This window comes from Xenorhabdus sp. XBWT (genome assembly GCF_059072735.1).
Genome location: NZ_CM180990.1, coordinates 3,692,836 through 3,708,432, shown reverse-complemented (window position 1 = coordinate 3,708,432; position 15,597 = coordinate 3,692,836). Strand labels below are relative to the sequence as shown.

Here is a 15,597-nt window from a genome sequence, read left to right as displayed (position 1 = left end):
ATAGTCATTGAAAAATAACAGCTGAATTAACTATTGGGGTCATACAATCGTGACCCCAATTATTCCCAAGCTACGATGTCATTGAGTATGCTGCTAAAATGGGTTATTCAACTCTTTGTAAATTTCATGATGGATAGGTACAAGAGCCAATATCAGAGCTTGATGATAAACGCTGGTGCGGGTCAGAATACCGTTGGTAAAAAAGCCGATTGCACCACCTTGCTGCTTAATATTGTCGATGCCAGCCACGTCAGCCATTTCGTGACCAAGCTCGCGTCCCTCACGAATACCTTCCAATACTTTGTCAGGCAGCATCAGACTGGCAGAACGAGATTCTCCCCGAATTTGTTTATGCTCAATGACCATCCAAGCAAACGTCATGTCATCTTCAATTCCAGCTTCAACGCCAACCCAAAAATCCGCTTCAGGTCTGACTTGGCGGGCAGCCATGACTCGATGACGGGCACCTGTGCGGGTTTCAGTATTACCAATAGGTTGTTGAGGTACGCTGCTGTCTACGTTGACATCTTCTATACGGTAAGTGCCTGGGCCAAATACATCATCGAATGCAAGGCTAATCGCTTTTATTTTCGCAGGGTTAGTTGTTGCTGCAATAACGTGGTACATAATAAATAAATTATCCTTTGAATTATTTCATGATGCAGTATAACGGAAATTAAATATGTTACAGGTCTATCTTGTTCGTCATGGCGAAACCGAATGGAACGTGGCTCGTCGTATTCAGGGGCAATCTGACAGTCCTTTGACTGAAATTGGCCGCAGCCAGGCTCACTTAGTCGCTCAAAGAATAAAATCAGAGAACATTACCCATATTATCACCAGTGACCTCGGTCGAACACGTCAAACAGCAGAAATCATCGCTGAAGCCTGTGGATGTGAGGTAATACTGGAGCCGCGTTTGCGGGAGTTACATATGGGGGTACTGGAGAATCGCGAACTGAATTCCCTCACATCAGAAGAGGAATCCTGGCGTAAAAGTCTGGTCGATGGTACACCGAATGGGCGGATACCAGAAGGTGAATCGATGAGCGAATTGGCAATCCGCATGCGGGCCGCACTGGAAAATTGCCTCAACCTGCCGACAGGCAGCCGCCCGCTGCTAGTCAGTCATGGCATGGCTCTTGTGAGTCTGCTCTGCTCGGTTCTGGGTCTTCCTGCCAATTCAGAACGTCGCCTGAGGTTGAGAAACTGCTCTATTTCACGGGTAGATTACCAGAATAGCCCATGGCTGGCTCCGGGTTGGATCATTGAAACAGCGGGCGATATCACACATCTTGATCTGCCCGCCTTGGACAAATTACAGAATTAATGTTCGATTGGGATGAGATACTCAAATTCCGTAACATGGCTTTGAGTCTCATCCTCCATATTCTTCCAGTCAAGATTGGTGAGATAGTATCGCTCGACATCATATCCCTTCCTGCGAGTGATATTCAATTTAGGCAGACAAACGCTGTAAACTGTAAAAAGGAAATCCTGTACTTGTTCTTTGTCACCGAAATAACTGAATGAAATATAATCCCCGCCCGGCAAAGGAACCGGACGACTATCCCTGGTATTAAAGGTCGCGTATTCTGGCTCTATCGCTGTGGTATAGAGCACGGTGTGTTCATCTTCATTCTCTGCACTGAGAGTAGTATGGTGCAATCCGTAAAGTCTGGGGGGCAATACCTCAGCATCCTGTAGATAGTTAATCCAAAAGTCATGGCGCAAACTCTGACAAGCTGTTGACCATTCTTCCAGCCCAAAGCTGCAAGTATGCTCTGTGCCGAGAAGCAGTTTATCTTCTAATGTAACGAATTTGTGCGCAGGCAACGGTTTATTGTCCAACAAAATCGGGGGGCATATCCCCGTTGCGCACCACTCTTCACTCCGGCGATAGGATGCCGGAGTCCGATCAAATTGTTTTTTGAAAGCCCTCGTGAAAGTTTGTTGTGAATCAAAACGATATTGCAGAGCAATGTCTAGAATTGGGCGGCTGGTTAAACGTAATGCAATGGCAGCTCGGGATAATCTTCTTGCGCGGATATAAGAGCCAATTGCCTGACCCGTCACGTCCTTGAACATGCGTTGTAAGTGCCATTTGGAGTAACCAGCTTTTGCTGCAACGTTATCGAGGGATAGTGGACGATCTAAATTATTATCCAACCAATGCAGCAGATCCCGAATAATGTTGGTTTGGTCCATACATCTCCCTAAGTCATCAAGACAGAAAGAAAACAAATATTAATATGAAACAATTTATTAAATTGAAAACAAAAATATTTTTCTAAAAATAGATATATTGTGTAATTTGATTGATAATCAACACCTATCTTTCTCCAAAGATAAAAAACATGAATTTTAGACCACTAACTCTCGTTTGGCACATAGAGGGTTACTTTCAAATACTGTCTTTACCTCTTACCACGATAACCTTGTTTTCACTGTAGTTAATTATTAATCAATCCTTATTATCACTCTGTATATTATTAACATGAAAATAGTATCTAAAAGGCAGTCCTATTCAAATAGGCTTATTGTTGAATTTATGTTGTAAATCAAACAACAACAACCAAATTAAACAAGTTTAATCTTGGAATAAATTAATAGCAGATTCAACAATATGTCAAGCATTGTCTTGGTTAATTAGATAATTAATTGAATTAAAATAAAATTATCGACGTACGTGATGAATATTGCTCTAGTTCCAGTGACCTTGACAACTTTCTAAAAACGGTGTTTATGCTAATAACAATTGCTTGCGAAAGTAAAATCAGCGGCAGAGATAGATTTCAAGACCACCACTTACTCGTCTTGGACGTCTATTCAGCTATAATGCCGTAATTTTTCATTATAGATATATTTACAGTGGAAATGTTCTAATTAAAACCATTTACTTAGATTATATGTGAATGACAGATATTTTCACTGTATTTATTTAATTCAAGTGGGTTAAATATGGTAATAATCAAGAAAATAGTGATAGCAGCTACCTTGCTCTTTTCCCCTGTAATTCTGCATGCTGAAGAGATCGGTTCTGTTGACACCGTATTCAAGCTTTTTGGCCCTGATAACAAAATTGTGATCGAAGCCTTTGATGATCCAGATGTTAAAAATGTCACTTGTTATTTGAGTCGGTCAAAAACGGGGGGCATCAAGGGAGGTTTAGGATTAGCGGAAGATACATCTGATGCTGCCATATCCTGCCAGCAAGTTGGCTCAATAGAATTGGCAGACAAAATCAAGAATTCGTCCAAAAAAGGACAAGTTGTTTTCCAGAAACGCACTTCTTTGGTATTTAAAAAGCTTCAAGTTGTCCGTTTCTACGACTCTAAACGTAACTCACTTATCTATTTAACTTACTCTGATAAAGTGATTGACGGTTCTCCGAAGAATGCGATCAGTGCCGTGCCAATTATGCCGTGGAAAGAGTAAATATTCCGCTGAAAATTGACCGTTAAGCATAAGAAAAGCCCTGATGTTGTAAAACATCCGGGGCTTTTTGACAGAAACGGTATTTACCTGTAACGGTGTGAATTAGTCTTCTAAGTCACCACAGAAACGGTAACCTTCGCCGTGGATAGTCGCAATGATTTCTGGAGTATCGGGTGTCGATTCAAAATGTTTACGGATACGACGAATAGTAACGTCCACAGTACGATCGTGAGGTTTCAGTTCGCGGCCTGTCATCTTTTTCAGCAATTCTGCACGAGTCTGGATTTTTCCTGGATTCTCACAGAAGTGCAGCATCGCACGGAACTCACTGCGTGGTAGTTTATACTGATCACCCATAGGGCTAACCAGAGAACGGCTGTTGATATCCAGCCCCCATCCATTGAATTTATAGCTTTCAACCTGACGACGTTCTTCGCCAGAATGACTCAGATTCATTGTCCGTGAAAGCAAATTCCGTGCACGAATGGTTAACTCACGCGGATTAAATGGCTTGGTTATATAGTCATCAGCACCGATTTCTAGACCAAGGATTTTATCCACCTCATTGTCACGGCCAGTCAAGAACATCAGTGCGACATTCGCCTGCTCACGTAATTCACGGGCAAGGAGTAACCCATTTTTACCTGGCAGATTAATATCCATAATCACTAAATTGATATCGTTATCTGACAGAATGTTGTGCATTTCTGAACCGTCAGTGGCTTCATAAACGACATACCCTTCAGCTTCAAAAATGCTTTTAAGGGTATTGCGTGTGACAATTTCGTCTTCAACAATCAAAATGTGCGGGGTTTGCATGGTTGCTACCTAAAATCGCTAAAAAACAGAATCCGTATGACATAAGCTGTTGTTATAAATAGAAAAAATTCTGATCTTGTTCTGAATAACAGAAAACCAGCCTATGCCCAAGTAAACTTTTGATATGTTTTACGCTAAAAGCCAGCGTCGCTTTTTTTGGAGGGTACATACCCGAAAAAACCCGATTTAAACAAGGCCCTATATTAGTCTATTAACAGCAATATAACAGCTAGTAATGCATTTGCCTTCTAAAAAAAACTAACTTTTGTTGATACATATCAAAATCAATTGTAGCACGTTAACATTGATTGTAATTGTTAATTTTACTTTGGTGCATTTGTTATTAAATTGAATAAAATATGTTAACTAACATAAGGCTATTTGAATGGTTGGGAGGATTAATTCAACACTCAAACGTCCAAATGCGCATGTTTTTATCATAAAGACAAAATAATTACAAAATATGTTTTTTGTAAAATTAAATGCTGGGGAATAACTCATAAAACCAGATAATGAGTTGCCTTTTTTGTCATACTTTGAATCATTACAATACAGAAAATGACGTTTTTTTCTTCTTTCTCCATAAAAAATATTTGACATTGACCACACTTTAATTTAACCAATATAGGGCCAAACGAATACAAAAAGACAGACAGGAAAATTATGCGTCACTACAGCCCGAAAAAAATGGTTACTACAAAAACCATTACTACGATTACCACCGGAACGACAAGTTGCGGTGCGGGCTAACGCGTATACACAAAATAGAAAGCCCGTATCCCACAAGATACGGGCTTTTTTTTGGACAAAAATCAGGCCGGAGAGATAAAGTTAATGCGAGTATTGAAATTTGGGGGCACTTCAGTTGCCAATTACCAGCGTGTACTGAGTGTTGCAGACATCGCCGAAAATGAGCTATCCCTTGGGCAAGTTGCCCTGGTACTCTCTGCACCAGCAAAAATCACCAACCATCTTGTGGCAATGATTGAGAAAACGGTTTCAGGGCAGGATGTTGTTTCCAATATCAGCGATGCTGCCCAAATCTTCAATGATTTGTTGTCAGGGTTGAAAAAACATCAAGCGGGATTCGATTATGAACGCCTGAAAAGCATGGTGGAACGCGAATTTGCTAATCTGAAACAGACTTTGCATGGCATTTCCCTGTTAAAACAATGTCCAGATAGCATCAATGCGGCACTGATCTGTTGTGGTGAAAAGCTGTCCATCGCTATTATGGAAGCGCTGTTACAGGCCCGTGATTACAAAGTAACTGTCATTGATCCCGTCAAAAGCCTATTGGCGTATGGTTATACTCTCGAATCGACAGTTGATATTCATGAATCTTCCAAGCGCATTGCTGAACTTAATATTCCTTCTGACCATATTATCCTCATGGCCGGTTTTACCGCTGGTAATGAAAATGGAGAATTAGTGGTACTGGGGCGCAACGGTTCTGATTATTCAGCCGCCGTGCTGGCAGCTTGTTTACAGGCAGATTGTTGTGAGATCTGGACTGATGTTGATGGCGTTTATACTTGTGATCCGAGGGTTGTTGCCGATGCACGCTTACTGAAAAGCATGTCGTATCAAGAAGCAATGGAATTATCTTATTTCGGTGCGAAAGTTCTCCATCCACGCACCATTTCCCCCATCGCCCAATTTCAAATTCCTTGCCTCATTAAGAACACTGCCAATCGCTACGCACCGGGTACTTTCATTGGTAATGGCCAACACGATGACAGCATGCCTATCAAGGGCATTACCAACCTGAATCACATGGCGATGATCAATGTCTCCGGCCCCGGAATGAAAGGCATGGTTGGGATGGCCGCACGGGTATTTTCCGTTATGTCCCGCAAAGGCATTTCTGTCGTGTTAATCACACAGTCGTCCTCAGAGTACAGCATCAGTTTCTGCGTACCACAAAACGAGCTGACAAAAGCGCAGAAGGCCCTGACAGAAGAGTTTTATCTGGAACTGAAAGATGGCGTGCTTGATCCCATTGATGTGATGGATAACCTTGCCATAATTTCTGTCGTTGGGGATGGTATGCGTACTCAACGCGGAATTTCTGCTCGCTTTTTCTCTGCATTAACACGAGCCAACATTAATATTATTGCTATTGCACAGGGTTCTTCTGAGCGTTCCATTTCTGCCGTAATTGAAAATAATGCGGCAACCACAGCAGTTAGGCTCTGCCACCAGATGTTGTTCAACACCGGGCAAGTTGTTGAAGTCTTCGTTATCGGTGTGGGTGGTGTGGGTGGTGCGTTGATAGAACAGATCCGCCGCCAGCAGGCATGGCTCAAACAAAAACATATTGATTTACGTGTCTGTGGGATCGCCAACTCCCGCGCTCTGTTGACCGATATGCAGGGTATCTGTCTGGATAACTGGCAGCAGGCGCTCTCAGAAGCCACTGAGCCGTTTAGCCTGAGTCGTCTTATCCGCCTCGAAAAAGAGTATCACCTTCTGAATCCAGTTATTGTCGACTGCACTTCTAATCAGGCGATCGCGGAACAATATGTCAGCTTCCTCAATGATGGTTTTAACATTGTCACACCGAATAAAAAAGCCAACACCCTGACTATGGATTATTACCACCAAATCCGTCAGGCAGCAGGGAAATCGAAGCGCAAATTTTTGTATGACACTAATGTAGGAGCCGGTCTGCCTGTTATTGAAAACTTGCAGAACCTCCTCAATGCGGGAGATGAATTAGTGCAATTCAGCGGAATTCTGTCTGGTTCACTCTCTTATATCTTCGGAATGCTGGATGAAGGTATGACACTTTCACAGGCTACTTTGCTGGCAAAAGAGAAAGGTTTCACGGAACCCGATCCACGGGACGATCTCTCTGGCATGGATGTCGCCCGCAAGCTGCTGATTTTGGCACGTGAGGCTGGTTATGAACTGGAATTGGAAGATATCCATGTTGAGCCAGTATTGCCGGCTTCATTCGATGCCAATGGTAATGTTGATAATTTCTTGCAACGTTTGCCTCAACTGGATCAAGCATTCAGTCAACGTGCTGCTGATGCCGCAGAACAAGGGAAAGTTTTGCGCTATGTTGGTCTCATTGAACAAGGCCGTTGTACGGTGAAAATTGTTGCTGTTGATGGTAATGATCCACTTTACAAAGTCAAAAATGGCGAAAATGCGTTGGCTTTCTACACCCGTTATTATCAACCTATCCCACTCGTACTGCGTGGTTATGGTGCGGGGAATGATGTAACGGCAGCCGGCGTTTTTGCTGATATATTACGCACTCTGTCATGGAAATTGGGGGTTTAATGGTAGTCAGGATTTATGCACCTGCCTCTATAGGGAACGTTGGCGTCGGATTTGATGTGCTCGGCGCCGCCGTTTCCCCTGTTGATGGCTCGTTGCTTGGGGATTGTGTTTCCGTCAGTGGATCTGAAAGTTTCAGACTGAATAATAAAGGACGATTTGTCGGTAAATTACCTACCAATCCCGAACACAATATTGTCTACCAATGCTGGCAACTTTTTTGTCAGCGGCTGGGAAAAGAACTGCCTGTTGCTATGATATTGGAAAAAAACATGCCAATTGGTTCTGGGCTGGGTTCCAGTGCCTGTTCTGTGGTGGCTGGTTTAGTGGCATTGAACGAGTACGCTGACCGTCCGTTTAACCGTGACCAATTGCTGGATATGATGGGAGAGTTAGAAGGGCGACTTTCCGGCGGCGTTCACTATGATAACGTTGCCCCCTGCTATTTAGGCGGATTGCAGTTGCTCTTGTCACAGGAAGCGCCATTCTGCCAGCCAATCCCTGCATTTGATGATTGGTTGTGGGTAATGGCTTACCCCGGCATCAAAGTATCAACATCAGAAGCCCGTGCTATCCTGCCACAGCACTATTCCCGTCAGGACATTATTGAGCACGGACGTCATTTTGCAGGATTCATTCATGCCTGCCATACCCAGCAATCAGAACTGGCTGCCGAATTAATGAAAGATGTTGTTGCGGAACCTTATCGTGCGCAGCTCTTACCCGGATTTGCCAGCGCACGTGATACGGTCAAAAAACTGGGGGCGCTGACATGCGGTATTTCCGGTTCAGGCCCAACACTCTTTGCAATTTGTAATGAAATGACGGTAGCCGAAGAAGTCGCACAATGGCTGCAACAGCATTACGTACAGAATGATGAAGGCTTTGTACATATTTGCCGTCTGGATCTCGCAGGCGCACGACAGGTAGGGTAATCATGAAATTATATAACTTAAAAGACAGCAGCGAGCAGGTCAGTTTTTCTCAGGCGGTAAAACAGGGATTAGGCAAACAGCAGGGACTCTTTTTTCCACAATATTTACCGGAATTCAGTCGTGACAAAATTGATGAATTATTAAAATTAGATTTTGTCAGTCGCAGTCAGCAAATTCTTTCTGCCTTTATTGGTGATGAAATTTCCGCGGAGCAATTAGCCGATAGAGTTAAAAGCGCATTTGCTTTCCCTGCCCCCGTAACAAATGTCGAAAACGATATCGCCTCACTGGAGCTTTATCACGGCCCTACTTTGGCCTTCAAAGATTTCGGTGGTCGTTTCATGGCACAAGTCCTTGCACAAATCGCCGGAAAACAGCCCGTCACTATTTTGACTGCGACATCCGGTGATACTGGTGCCGCTGTTGCCCATGCTTTCTATGGCCTGGATAATGTACAAGTCGTGATTCTGTATCCCGAAGGGAAAATCAGCCCATTGCAGGAAAAACTCTTCTGCACACTGGGTGGCAATATCCATACTGTTGCTATCAACGGTGATTTCGATGCTTGTCAGGCATTGGTCAAACAAGCGTTTGATGATGAAGAGCTGAAACACGCCTTGCATCTCAATTCAGCCAACTCAATTAATATCAGCCGGCTGCTGGCTCAAATCTGTTATTACTTTGAAGCTGTTGCACAAATCCCTGCTGAGAAACGTGAACAATTAGTCATTTCAGTGCCAAGCGGCAACTTTGGTAATCTGACTGCGGGGCTGCTGGCAAAATCAATGGGACTGCCGGTGAAACGTTTCATCGCGGCAACCAATGTCAATGACACGGTTCCCCGTTATTTGGCAAAAGGTGAATGGCAGCCAAACAAGACTGTCGCAACGCTGTCCAATGCAATGGATGTCAGCCAACCCAATAACTGGCCGCGCATTGAAGAGCTGTTCAAACGCAAAGGCTGGGTATTGAGTGATCTGGCAAACGGGGTTGTCGATGATGAAATCACGCAAAGCACTATGCAAGATCTGGCGGCAAAAGGCTATATTTCTGAACCACATGCCGCTATTGCTTATCGTATTTTACGTGATCAATTACAGGAAGGAGAATACGGCTTATTCCTGGGCACTGCTCATCCAGCCAAATTCAAGGACAGCGTTGAAGTGATCCTCGGTCAACCTCTGCCGTTGCCAGCAGAATTGGCAGAACGGGCAGATTTGGCCTTGTTATCTCACTTCTTACCTGCTGACTTCTCAACCTTGCGTGAATTCCTGATGGAAAGGGCACCGGAATAACACTGTATTTATCACTCCATCCACGTGTGGTGGAGTGATGCCTCTATTTGGTTGCTTAATGCTGCTCAGGACGTTTAAATACCAACTCATTTCCTTTGGAAAGAGACTCATCAAAAGCATAACCTTCCAAATTAAACTCCACCAGCCGTACAGGGTCAGCCAATTGGTTCTGAATAATGAAACGGCTCATTAGCCCGCGGGCTTTTTTAGCATAAAAACTAATAACTTTATACTTGCCATTTTTTTCATCCAGAAAAACAGGCTTGATAATCTTAGCTGCCAGCTTTTTGCTATTTACTGATTTGAAATACTCATCCGATGCCAAATTCACCAGAACATCATCACCTTGCTGTTTCAATGCTGCATTCAGGTTTTCAGTGATGCGATCACCCCAAAACTTATACAGATCTTTGCCACGCGGATTTTCCAGCTTAATGCCCATTTCCAAACGGTAAGGCTGCATCAGATCGAGAGGACGCAAAACACCATACAGGCCGGATAAAATTCTCAAATGCGTCTGGGCAAAATCAAAATCTTCAGCTGAGAAAGTTTCTGCCTGCATACCGGTATAAACATCGCCTTTAAACGCCAAAATCGCCTGACGGGCATTTTCCGGTGTGAAATTTGGCTGCCATTCACCAAAACGGGCAGCATTCAAACCCGCCAATTTATCACTAATACTCATTAAGCTACTGATTTGCGAAAGTGTTAAAGTTTGGCAGACATCAATCAATTGCTGAGATTCCTCCAGCAATGCAGGCTGACTATATTTCTCTGTCGGGAGCGTGCTTTCATAATCGAGTGTTTTTGCAGGTGAAATAGTAATAAGCATTATTTTTTCCTAACCAGATACTTTCGTGAGAGTTTATTATCTGCTTTATCGCAATGGTTTCAACGAATTCGTTTTATTGCCTCGTTGGAATTGGTACAGCCGCGCTTGGGCATGTTATTATCATGAGATGGCGAGGCAACATTACCAAATATTTTACGTATGTATAACGATGAGATATTAAACATGACCGATAAACTGACTTCCCTGCGTAAACTGACAACAGTAGTAGCAGATACCGGGGATATTGCAGCTATGAAACTGTATCAGCCGCAAGATGCGACCACCAACCCTTCTCTGATTTTGAATGCAGCTCAAATCCCAGAATATCGCCAATTGATCGACGAAGCCGTTACATGGGCGCGTGGTCAAAGCGATTCTCGTGAGCAACAAATTATTGATGCTGGCGATAAATTGGCAGTCAACATTGGTCTGGAAATTCTGAAACTGATCCCTGGCCGCATTTCCACAGAAGTTGATGCCCGTCTGTCTTATGACACCGAAGCCAGCGTAGCGAAAGCAAAACGCCTGATCAAACTGTACAACGAAGCGGGTATCAGCAATGATCGCATCCTGATCAAACTGGCCTCCACATGGCAGGGAATCCGTTCTGCGGAACAACTGGAAAAAGAAGGCATCAATTGTAACCTGACCCTGCTGTTCTCCTTCGCACAAGCGCGTGCTTGCGCGGAAGCTGGCGTTTACCTGATTTCTCCATTCGTTGGCCGTATTCTTGACTGGTACAAAGCAAATGGTGACAAGAAAGAGTTCGCACCACACGAAGATCCAGGTGTGATTTCTGTTGCTGAAATTTATCAGTACTACAAAGAGCACGGCTACAACACTGTCGTAATGGGCGCAAGTTTCCGTAACTCTGGCGAAATTCTGGAACTGGCTGGTTGTGACCGCCTGACCATTTCTCCTGCTCTGCTGAAAGAATTGTCTGAAGCAGAAGGCGAAGTTGAATGCAAGCTGGGTTATGAAGGCGAAATCAAGGCACGCCCAGAACCAATGACTGAAGCTGAGTTTTATTGGGATCACCACCAAGATGCGATGGCAACTGAAAAACTGGCGGAAGGCATCCGTAAGTTTGCAATAGATCAGGGCAAACTTGAAAACATGATCGCCGATCTGCTGTAATTTCAAGCGATACGCTGTTTTTCCTTGTACAAAGGCGACTTGTTATGTCGCCTTTTGTTTAACTGAGGTTCGTATGAATATATTGCGCATTGGTCTCGTATCTGTTTCTGATCGGGCTTCAACTGGTATCTATCAGGACAAGGGCTTACCTGCGCTGGAAACGTGGCTGAGTGAAGCAATTAGCACACCTTTTAGCGTAGAAACTCGTCTCATTCCTGATGAACAACTGCTTATTGAGCAAACCCTGTGTGAATTGGTCGATGAATTGGGATGTCATCTGGTGCTGACCACAGGCGGAACAGGGCCGGCACGCCGCGATGTCACACCAGATGCAACGCTTGCGATTGCCGATCGTGAAATGCCCGGCTTCGGTGAACAGATGCGGCAAATCAGCCTTCAATTTGTACCAACAGCGATTCTGTCCCGTCAAGTAGGCGTAATCCGCAATCACGCGTTGATTTTGAATCTTCCCGGCCAACCAAAAGCCATCGCAGAGACACTCGAAGGCTTGAAAGACGAGAATGGCAAGGTGCTTGTATCAGGGGTTTTTGCCAGTGTTCCTTACTGCATCCAGCTTCTGGACGGCCCTTACGTGGAAACTGATGAATCCGTTGTGGCTGCATTCAGGCCAAAAAGTGCCCGTCGTTAATATCTGTTGATTTTAATTTTTGCCAGCAAAAGGCGATCTCCTGAAAGGTTCTGAACCTGCTCAGAACCTTTGCGGACAAATCAAAATTGGGTATAAACCCGCTTATTCGCTCAAGCTGTGACCATTAGTTTCAATCACCTGTTTATACCAATGGAAGCTTTTCTTGCGGCGACGTTCCAACGAACCTGTTCCCTGCTCATTCTGATCAACGTAGATATAACCGTAGCGTTTGGTTATCTCACCTTTCGAAGCACTCACTAAATCAATCGCCCCCCAGCTGGTATATCCCATCACATCCACACCATCTTCAATGGCTTCCTTGACCTGAATAAGATGATCGTTAAGGTATTGAATACGATAGTCATCCTGAATACTACCATCTGCTTCTGGCGTATCTTTAGCCCCCAATCCATTCTCAACAATGAATAAGGGCTTCTGGTAACGATCCCACAATAGATTCAATACAGTGCGCAAACCGAGGGGATCTATCTGCCATCCCCACTCTGAGCTGGGCAAATGAGGATTGGTTATCATATGCAGGATATTGCCCTGCTCTTTCAGGTATTCCGATTCATCCGCTGTTGTACAGCCACTCATGTAATAACTGAACGAAATAAAATCGACTGTGTTTTTCAAATCCAGTCGATCTTGCTCAGTAATATTCAACTCAATGCCATTTTCGCGGAAATAACGCAATATATAACCCGGATAGCTCCCTCGACTTTGAACATCACCAAAAAATAACCATTTTTGATTTTGCTGAAGAGTCGCCAGAACATCCTCCGGTTTACACGTTAATGGATACATTAAATCACCAAGCAACATATTACCAATTTGGGCATCAGGAATGATTTTCCGGCACTGCTTCACCACGCGGGCACTGGCAACTAACTGATGGTGGATAGCCTGATAGATTTCAGACTGGCTACTGTCTCTCGGTAACCCGACGCCTGTCAGTGGCTCATGCAGAGACATATTGATCTCATTGAATGTCAGCCATAATTTCACTTTCTTCTGGTAGCGGGTAAATACAGTACGTGCGTAATGCTCAAAGAAATCGATCAGCTTACGATTGCCCCATCCGCCATATTTTTTCACCAACATCCACGGCATTTCATAATGGGATAGCGTGATCAAAGGCTGAATACCGTACTTTGCCATTTCATCAAATAATCTGTCATAAAACGCCAGCCCTGCTTCGTTGGGCTGCACCTCATCACCATTTGGAAAAATGCGGCTCCATGCGATAGATGTCCGCAGGCATTTAAAACCCATTTCTGCAAATAAAGCGACATCTTCGGGATAACGGTGGTAAAAATCGATGGAAATATCTTTCAGGTATGGGGTTTCATTTGACGCGCCACGTTCAATAACAGGGCCAATAATGCCCTTAGGCATAACATCTGATACAGACAGACCTTTTCCATCCGTCAAATAAGCACCTTCAACTTGATTGGCGGCAAGGGCGCCTCCCCACAAAAAATGCATTGGGAATCGTTTCATTCAAATTTCCTCTTATGAATACTTAACGAATAACAATGGTGAACCTTTTTCCACTTTTGATGCAGTAATTCACTCAATAGATGAATAATCCTCACTGTTACTGACAATAATCGGGGTTGTAAGATCAAACCCGGCATCCAGAATTGCCTGTCTGTCAAATTGGATTAATGCCTCCCCTGCTTTTTTGTGGGTAGATTGGTGATGGCAGGCAGGCCAAACATCCAGGTCAAAAGGGTAGAAATGATAAACGCCAGCAACGTACCAATAATTGCCCCCCATAATGTGTCATCAATGCCTGATGGAGGGATCATTTGAGTGAAGGTGAAAATATTAATCAGCCCCATTGAGTAGATGGCGCTTTGATAATAACCAATAACAGAGCCACCAATAGCACCAGCGATACAACCAAAAATAAACGGCCGTCGGTAAGGGAGAGTTACCCCATAAACCGCAGGTTCAGTGATACCAAAAATACCTGCGGTAACAGCAGAACCAGATAATACTTTCAATTTGGCATCTCGGGTGCGCAAGAAAACCCCCAAGGCCGCCCCCGTTTGCCCTATTATGGCAGGCAATAGCAAAGGGGCTAATGTATCGTGTCCCAAAACTGTCAGGTTATTGATCATGATTGGCACGAGTCCCCAATGCAGACCAAACATGACACAAACTTGCCAGATAGCGCCCATAATTGCTCCTGCCAGAGCTGGTGCAAATCCATATATGGCCTGATAACCATACGCCAATAATTGACTTAACCATGTCGCAGCAGGCCCGATGACAATAAATACAAGGGGAACAATCAACATCAGACAAACAAGGGGGGTAACAAAAGTTTTGATTGCAGCCGGAAGATAGGCATCTAGTTTTTTCTCTACTTTGCAGCTTAACCAAGAAGCAAGAATAATTGGGATTACTGACGAGCTGTAATTCAACAATGAGAGTGGAATTCCCATAAAGTATTCAATTGTACTGCCGACAACAGTCGATGTTTCAAAAGCAGAAATGATTAAGGGATGCACTAATGCGCCACCAATTCCCATTGTAATAAAGGGATTGCCGCCAAATTTTTTACCTGCCGTATAACCGAGCAATAGAGGAAAAAAGTAAAACAGCGCATCGCTGGCTGCATACCAGATATGATAAGTACCGCTATCAGGTGATAACCAATTCAATGTAACAGCAACTGCAAGCAGACCTTTTAAGATACCGGAAGCAGCCATGACACCTAAAAAAGGAGTAAAAATACCGGAAATGATATCTATAAAATGGTTGAATAAATTGTCTTTCTTTCCCGTTGATTTTGTTGCCAGTTTTTCTTCATTGGTGGGACTCATTATTTGCTGGACAGCCTGATAGACATCTTTGACTTCATTGCCAATCACAACCTGAAATTGCCCTCCACTTTCAATAACCGTAATAATATCAGGGTGGGCTTTTAGTTTGTTGATATCAGCACGTTCATGATCCTGTAGTTTAAAACGTAGCCGGGTCGCACAATGGACAAGACTGACGATATTCTCTTTACCGCCAACGCCAGTAACTATTTCTTGGGCCAGTATCTGATAATTCATGCCACTTCCCTCGTTTTCCGCATTGCATCTGCACCAAAATCCAGATAAAAAAAACCTGACAACGCTATCCCCCACACCATAGAGAGAGTCGCTGTCAGGTTTTGCCTGCATACGCAGTAACAATCTA

The 15,597-nt window shown here is 43.8% G+C and carries 12 protein-coding genes, 1 pseudogene and 1 other annotated feature; of the genes and pseudogenes, 7 read left to right on the top strand and 6 right to left on the bottom strand.

From position 1 onward, the window contains the following. Positions 1-93: 93 nt before the first annotated feature. Positions 94-627, bottom strand: a complete 534-nt coding sequence (gene yjjX, locus AC5JQI_RS16180) for an inosine/xanthosine triphosphatase (RefSeq protein WP_237386834.1) — start codon at positions 625-627, stop codon at positions 94-96. A gap of 55 nt (positions 628-682) precedes the next feature. Here yjjX and gpmB point away from each other — a divergent pair, with 55 nt between their 5' ends. Further along, positions 683-1,330, top strand: a complete 648-nt coding sequence (gpmB, locus tag AC5JQI_RS16175; RefSeq protein WP_493912905.1) for a 2,3-diphosphoglycerate-dependent phosphoglycerate mutase GpmB — start codon at positions 683-685, stop codon at positions 1,328-1,330. On the opposite strand, the gene robA is transcribed toward gpmB, so the two are convergent. Continuing rightward, a complete protein-coding gene (robA, locus tag AC5JQI_RS16170) occupies positions 1,327-2,208 on the bottom strand; it encodes an MDR efflux pump AcrAB transcriptional activator RobA (protein ID WP_493912904.1) in 882 nt (293 codons plus the stop codon). The genes gpmB and robA overlap by 4 nt on opposite strands. Positions 2,209-2,961: 753 nt before the next feature. Between robA and creA the strand changes: the two genes are divergently transcribed. Further along, positions 2,962-3,438 carry a protein CreA gene (creA, locus tag AC5JQI_RS16165; RefSeq protein ID WP_237386831.1) on the top strand — a complete coding sequence of 159 codons (477 nt, stop codon included), beginning with the start codon at positions 2,962-2,964 and terminating at the stop codon, positions 3,436-3,438. Between the two features lie 102 nt (positions 3,439-3,540). Here the strand turns inward: creA and arcA are convergent, their stop codons facing one another. Further along, positions 3,541-4,257 carry a two-component system response regulator ArcA gene (arcA, locus tag AC5JQI_RS16160; RefSeq protein ID WP_092553118.1) on the bottom strand — a complete coding sequence of 239 codons (717 nt, stop codon included), beginning with the start codon at positions 4,255-4,257 and terminating at the stop codon, positions 3,541-3,543. A gap of 688 nt (positions 4,258-4,945) precedes the next feature. Beyond that, positions 4,946-5,061: a sequence feature (Thr leader region), on the top strand. 30 nt (positions 5,062-5,091) lie between these two features. Between arcA and thrA the strand changes: the two genes are divergently transcribed. From thrA to thrC, 3 genes are read left to right on the top strand one after another with little or no spacing between them, the layout of a single operon-like run. Continuing rightward, positions 5,092-7,551 carry a bifunctional aspartate kinase/homoserine dehydrogenase I gene (gene thrA, locus AC5JQI_RS16155; RefSeq protein ID WP_493912903.1) on the top strand — a complete coding sequence of 820 codons (2,460 nt, stop codon included), beginning with the start codon at positions 5,092-5,094 and terminating at the stop codon, positions 7,549-7,551. Then, entirely contained in the window at positions 7,551-8,483 is a 933-nt protein-coding gene (gene thrB, locus AC5JQI_RS16150; protein WP_493912902.1) for a homoserine kinase, read from the top strand. The genes thrA and thrB overlap by 1 nt, the downstream gene beginning before the upstream one ends. Positions 8,484-8,485: 2 nt before the next feature. Further along, on the top strand, positions 8,486-9,778 hold the full coding sequence (gene thrC, locus AC5JQI_RS16145) for a threonine synthase (protein WP_493912901.1): 1,293 nt from the start codon (positions 8,486-8,488) through the stop codon (positions 9,776-9,778). Positions 9,779-9,833: 55 nt separating this feature from the next. Here the strand turns inward: thrC and yaaA are convergent, their stop codons facing one another. Continuing rightward, positions 9,834-10,610: a peroxide stress protein YaaA gene (gene yaaA / locus AC5JQI_RS16140; RefSeq protein ID WP_493912900.1), complete on the bottom strand. Its 777-nt coding sequence runs from the start codon at positions 10,608-10,610 to the stop codon at positions 9,834-9,836. 183 nt (positions 10,611-10,793) lie between these two features. On the opposite strand from yaaA, the gene tal reads away from it, so the two are divergent. Next, the gene (tal, locus tag AC5JQI_RS16135) at positions 10,794-11,747 is read left to right on the top strand and encodes a transaldolase (RefSeq protein ID WP_493912899.1); all 954 of its coding nucleotides are present in this window, start codon (positions 10,794-10,796) and stop codon (positions 11,745-11,747) included. A gap of 73 nt (positions 11,748-11,820) precedes the next feature. After that, entirely contained in the window at positions 11,821-12,396 is a 576-nt protein-coding gene (gene mog, locus AC5JQI_RS16130) for a molybdopterin adenylyltransferase (protein ID WP_493912898.1), read from the top strand. A gap of 102 nt (positions 12,397-12,498) precedes the next feature. On the opposite strand, the gene AC5JQI_RS16125 is transcribed toward mog, so the two are convergent. Together AC5JQI_RS16125 and AC5JQI_RS16120 are read right to left on the bottom strand one after the other, a co-directional pair. Beyond that, positions 12,499-13,899, bottom strand: coding sequence for a glycoside hydrolase family 1 protein (locus AC5JQI_RS16125; RefSeq protein WP_493912897.1), 1,401 nt, complete (start codon positions 13,897-13,899; stop codon positions 12,499-12,501). 69 nt (positions 13,900-13,968) lie between these two features. Then, positions 13,969-15,470: pseudogene (locus AC5JQI_RS16120) on the bottom strand (PTS transporter subunit EIIC). Positions 15,471-15,597: the final 127 nt, after the last annotated feature.

Coding starts and splice junctions, on each gene's coding strand:
- gpmB (WP_493912905.1), top strand. CDS start 683: ATGTTACAGGTCTATCTTGTTCGTCATGGCGAAACCGAATGGAACGTG.
- mog (WP_493912898.1), top strand. CDS start 11,821: ATGAATATATTGCGCATTGGTCTCGTATCTGTTTCTGATCGGGCTTCA.
- robA (WP_493912904.1), bottom strand. CDS start 2,208: ATGGACCAAACCAACATTATTCGGGATCTGCTGCATTGGTTGGATAAT.
- yaaA (WP_493912900.1), bottom strand. CDS start 10,610: ATGCTTATTACTATTTCACCTGCAAAAACACTCGATTATGAAAGCACG.
- creA (WP_237386831.1), top strand. CDS start 2,962: ATGGTAATAATCAAGAAAATAGTGATAGCAGCTACCTTGCTCTTTTCC.
- thrB (WP_493912902.1), top strand. CDS start 7,551: ATGGTAGTCAGGATTTATGCACCTGCCTCTATAGGGAACGTTGGCGTC.
- arcA (WP_092553118.1), bottom strand. CDS start 4,257: ATGCAAACCCCGCACATTTTGATTGTTGAAGACGAAATTGTCACACGC.
- thrC (WP_493912901.1), top strand. CDS start 8,486: ATGAAATTATATAACTTAAAAGACAGCAGCGAGCAGGTCAGTTTTTCT.
- tal (WP_493912899.1), top strand. CDS start 10,794: ATGACCGATAAACTGACTTCCCTGCGTAAACTGACAACAGTAGTAGCA.
- yjjX (WP_237386834.1), bottom strand. CDS start 627: ATGTACCACGTTATTGCAGCAACAACTAACCCTGCGAAAATAAAAGCG.
- thrA (WP_493912903.1), top strand. CDS start 5,092: ATGCGAGTATTGAAATTTGGGGGCACTTCAGTTGCCAATTACCAGCGT.
- AC5JQI_RS16125 (WP_493912897.1), bottom strand. CDS start 13,899: ATGAAACGATTCCCAATGCATTTTTTGTGGGGAGGCGCCCTTGCCGCC.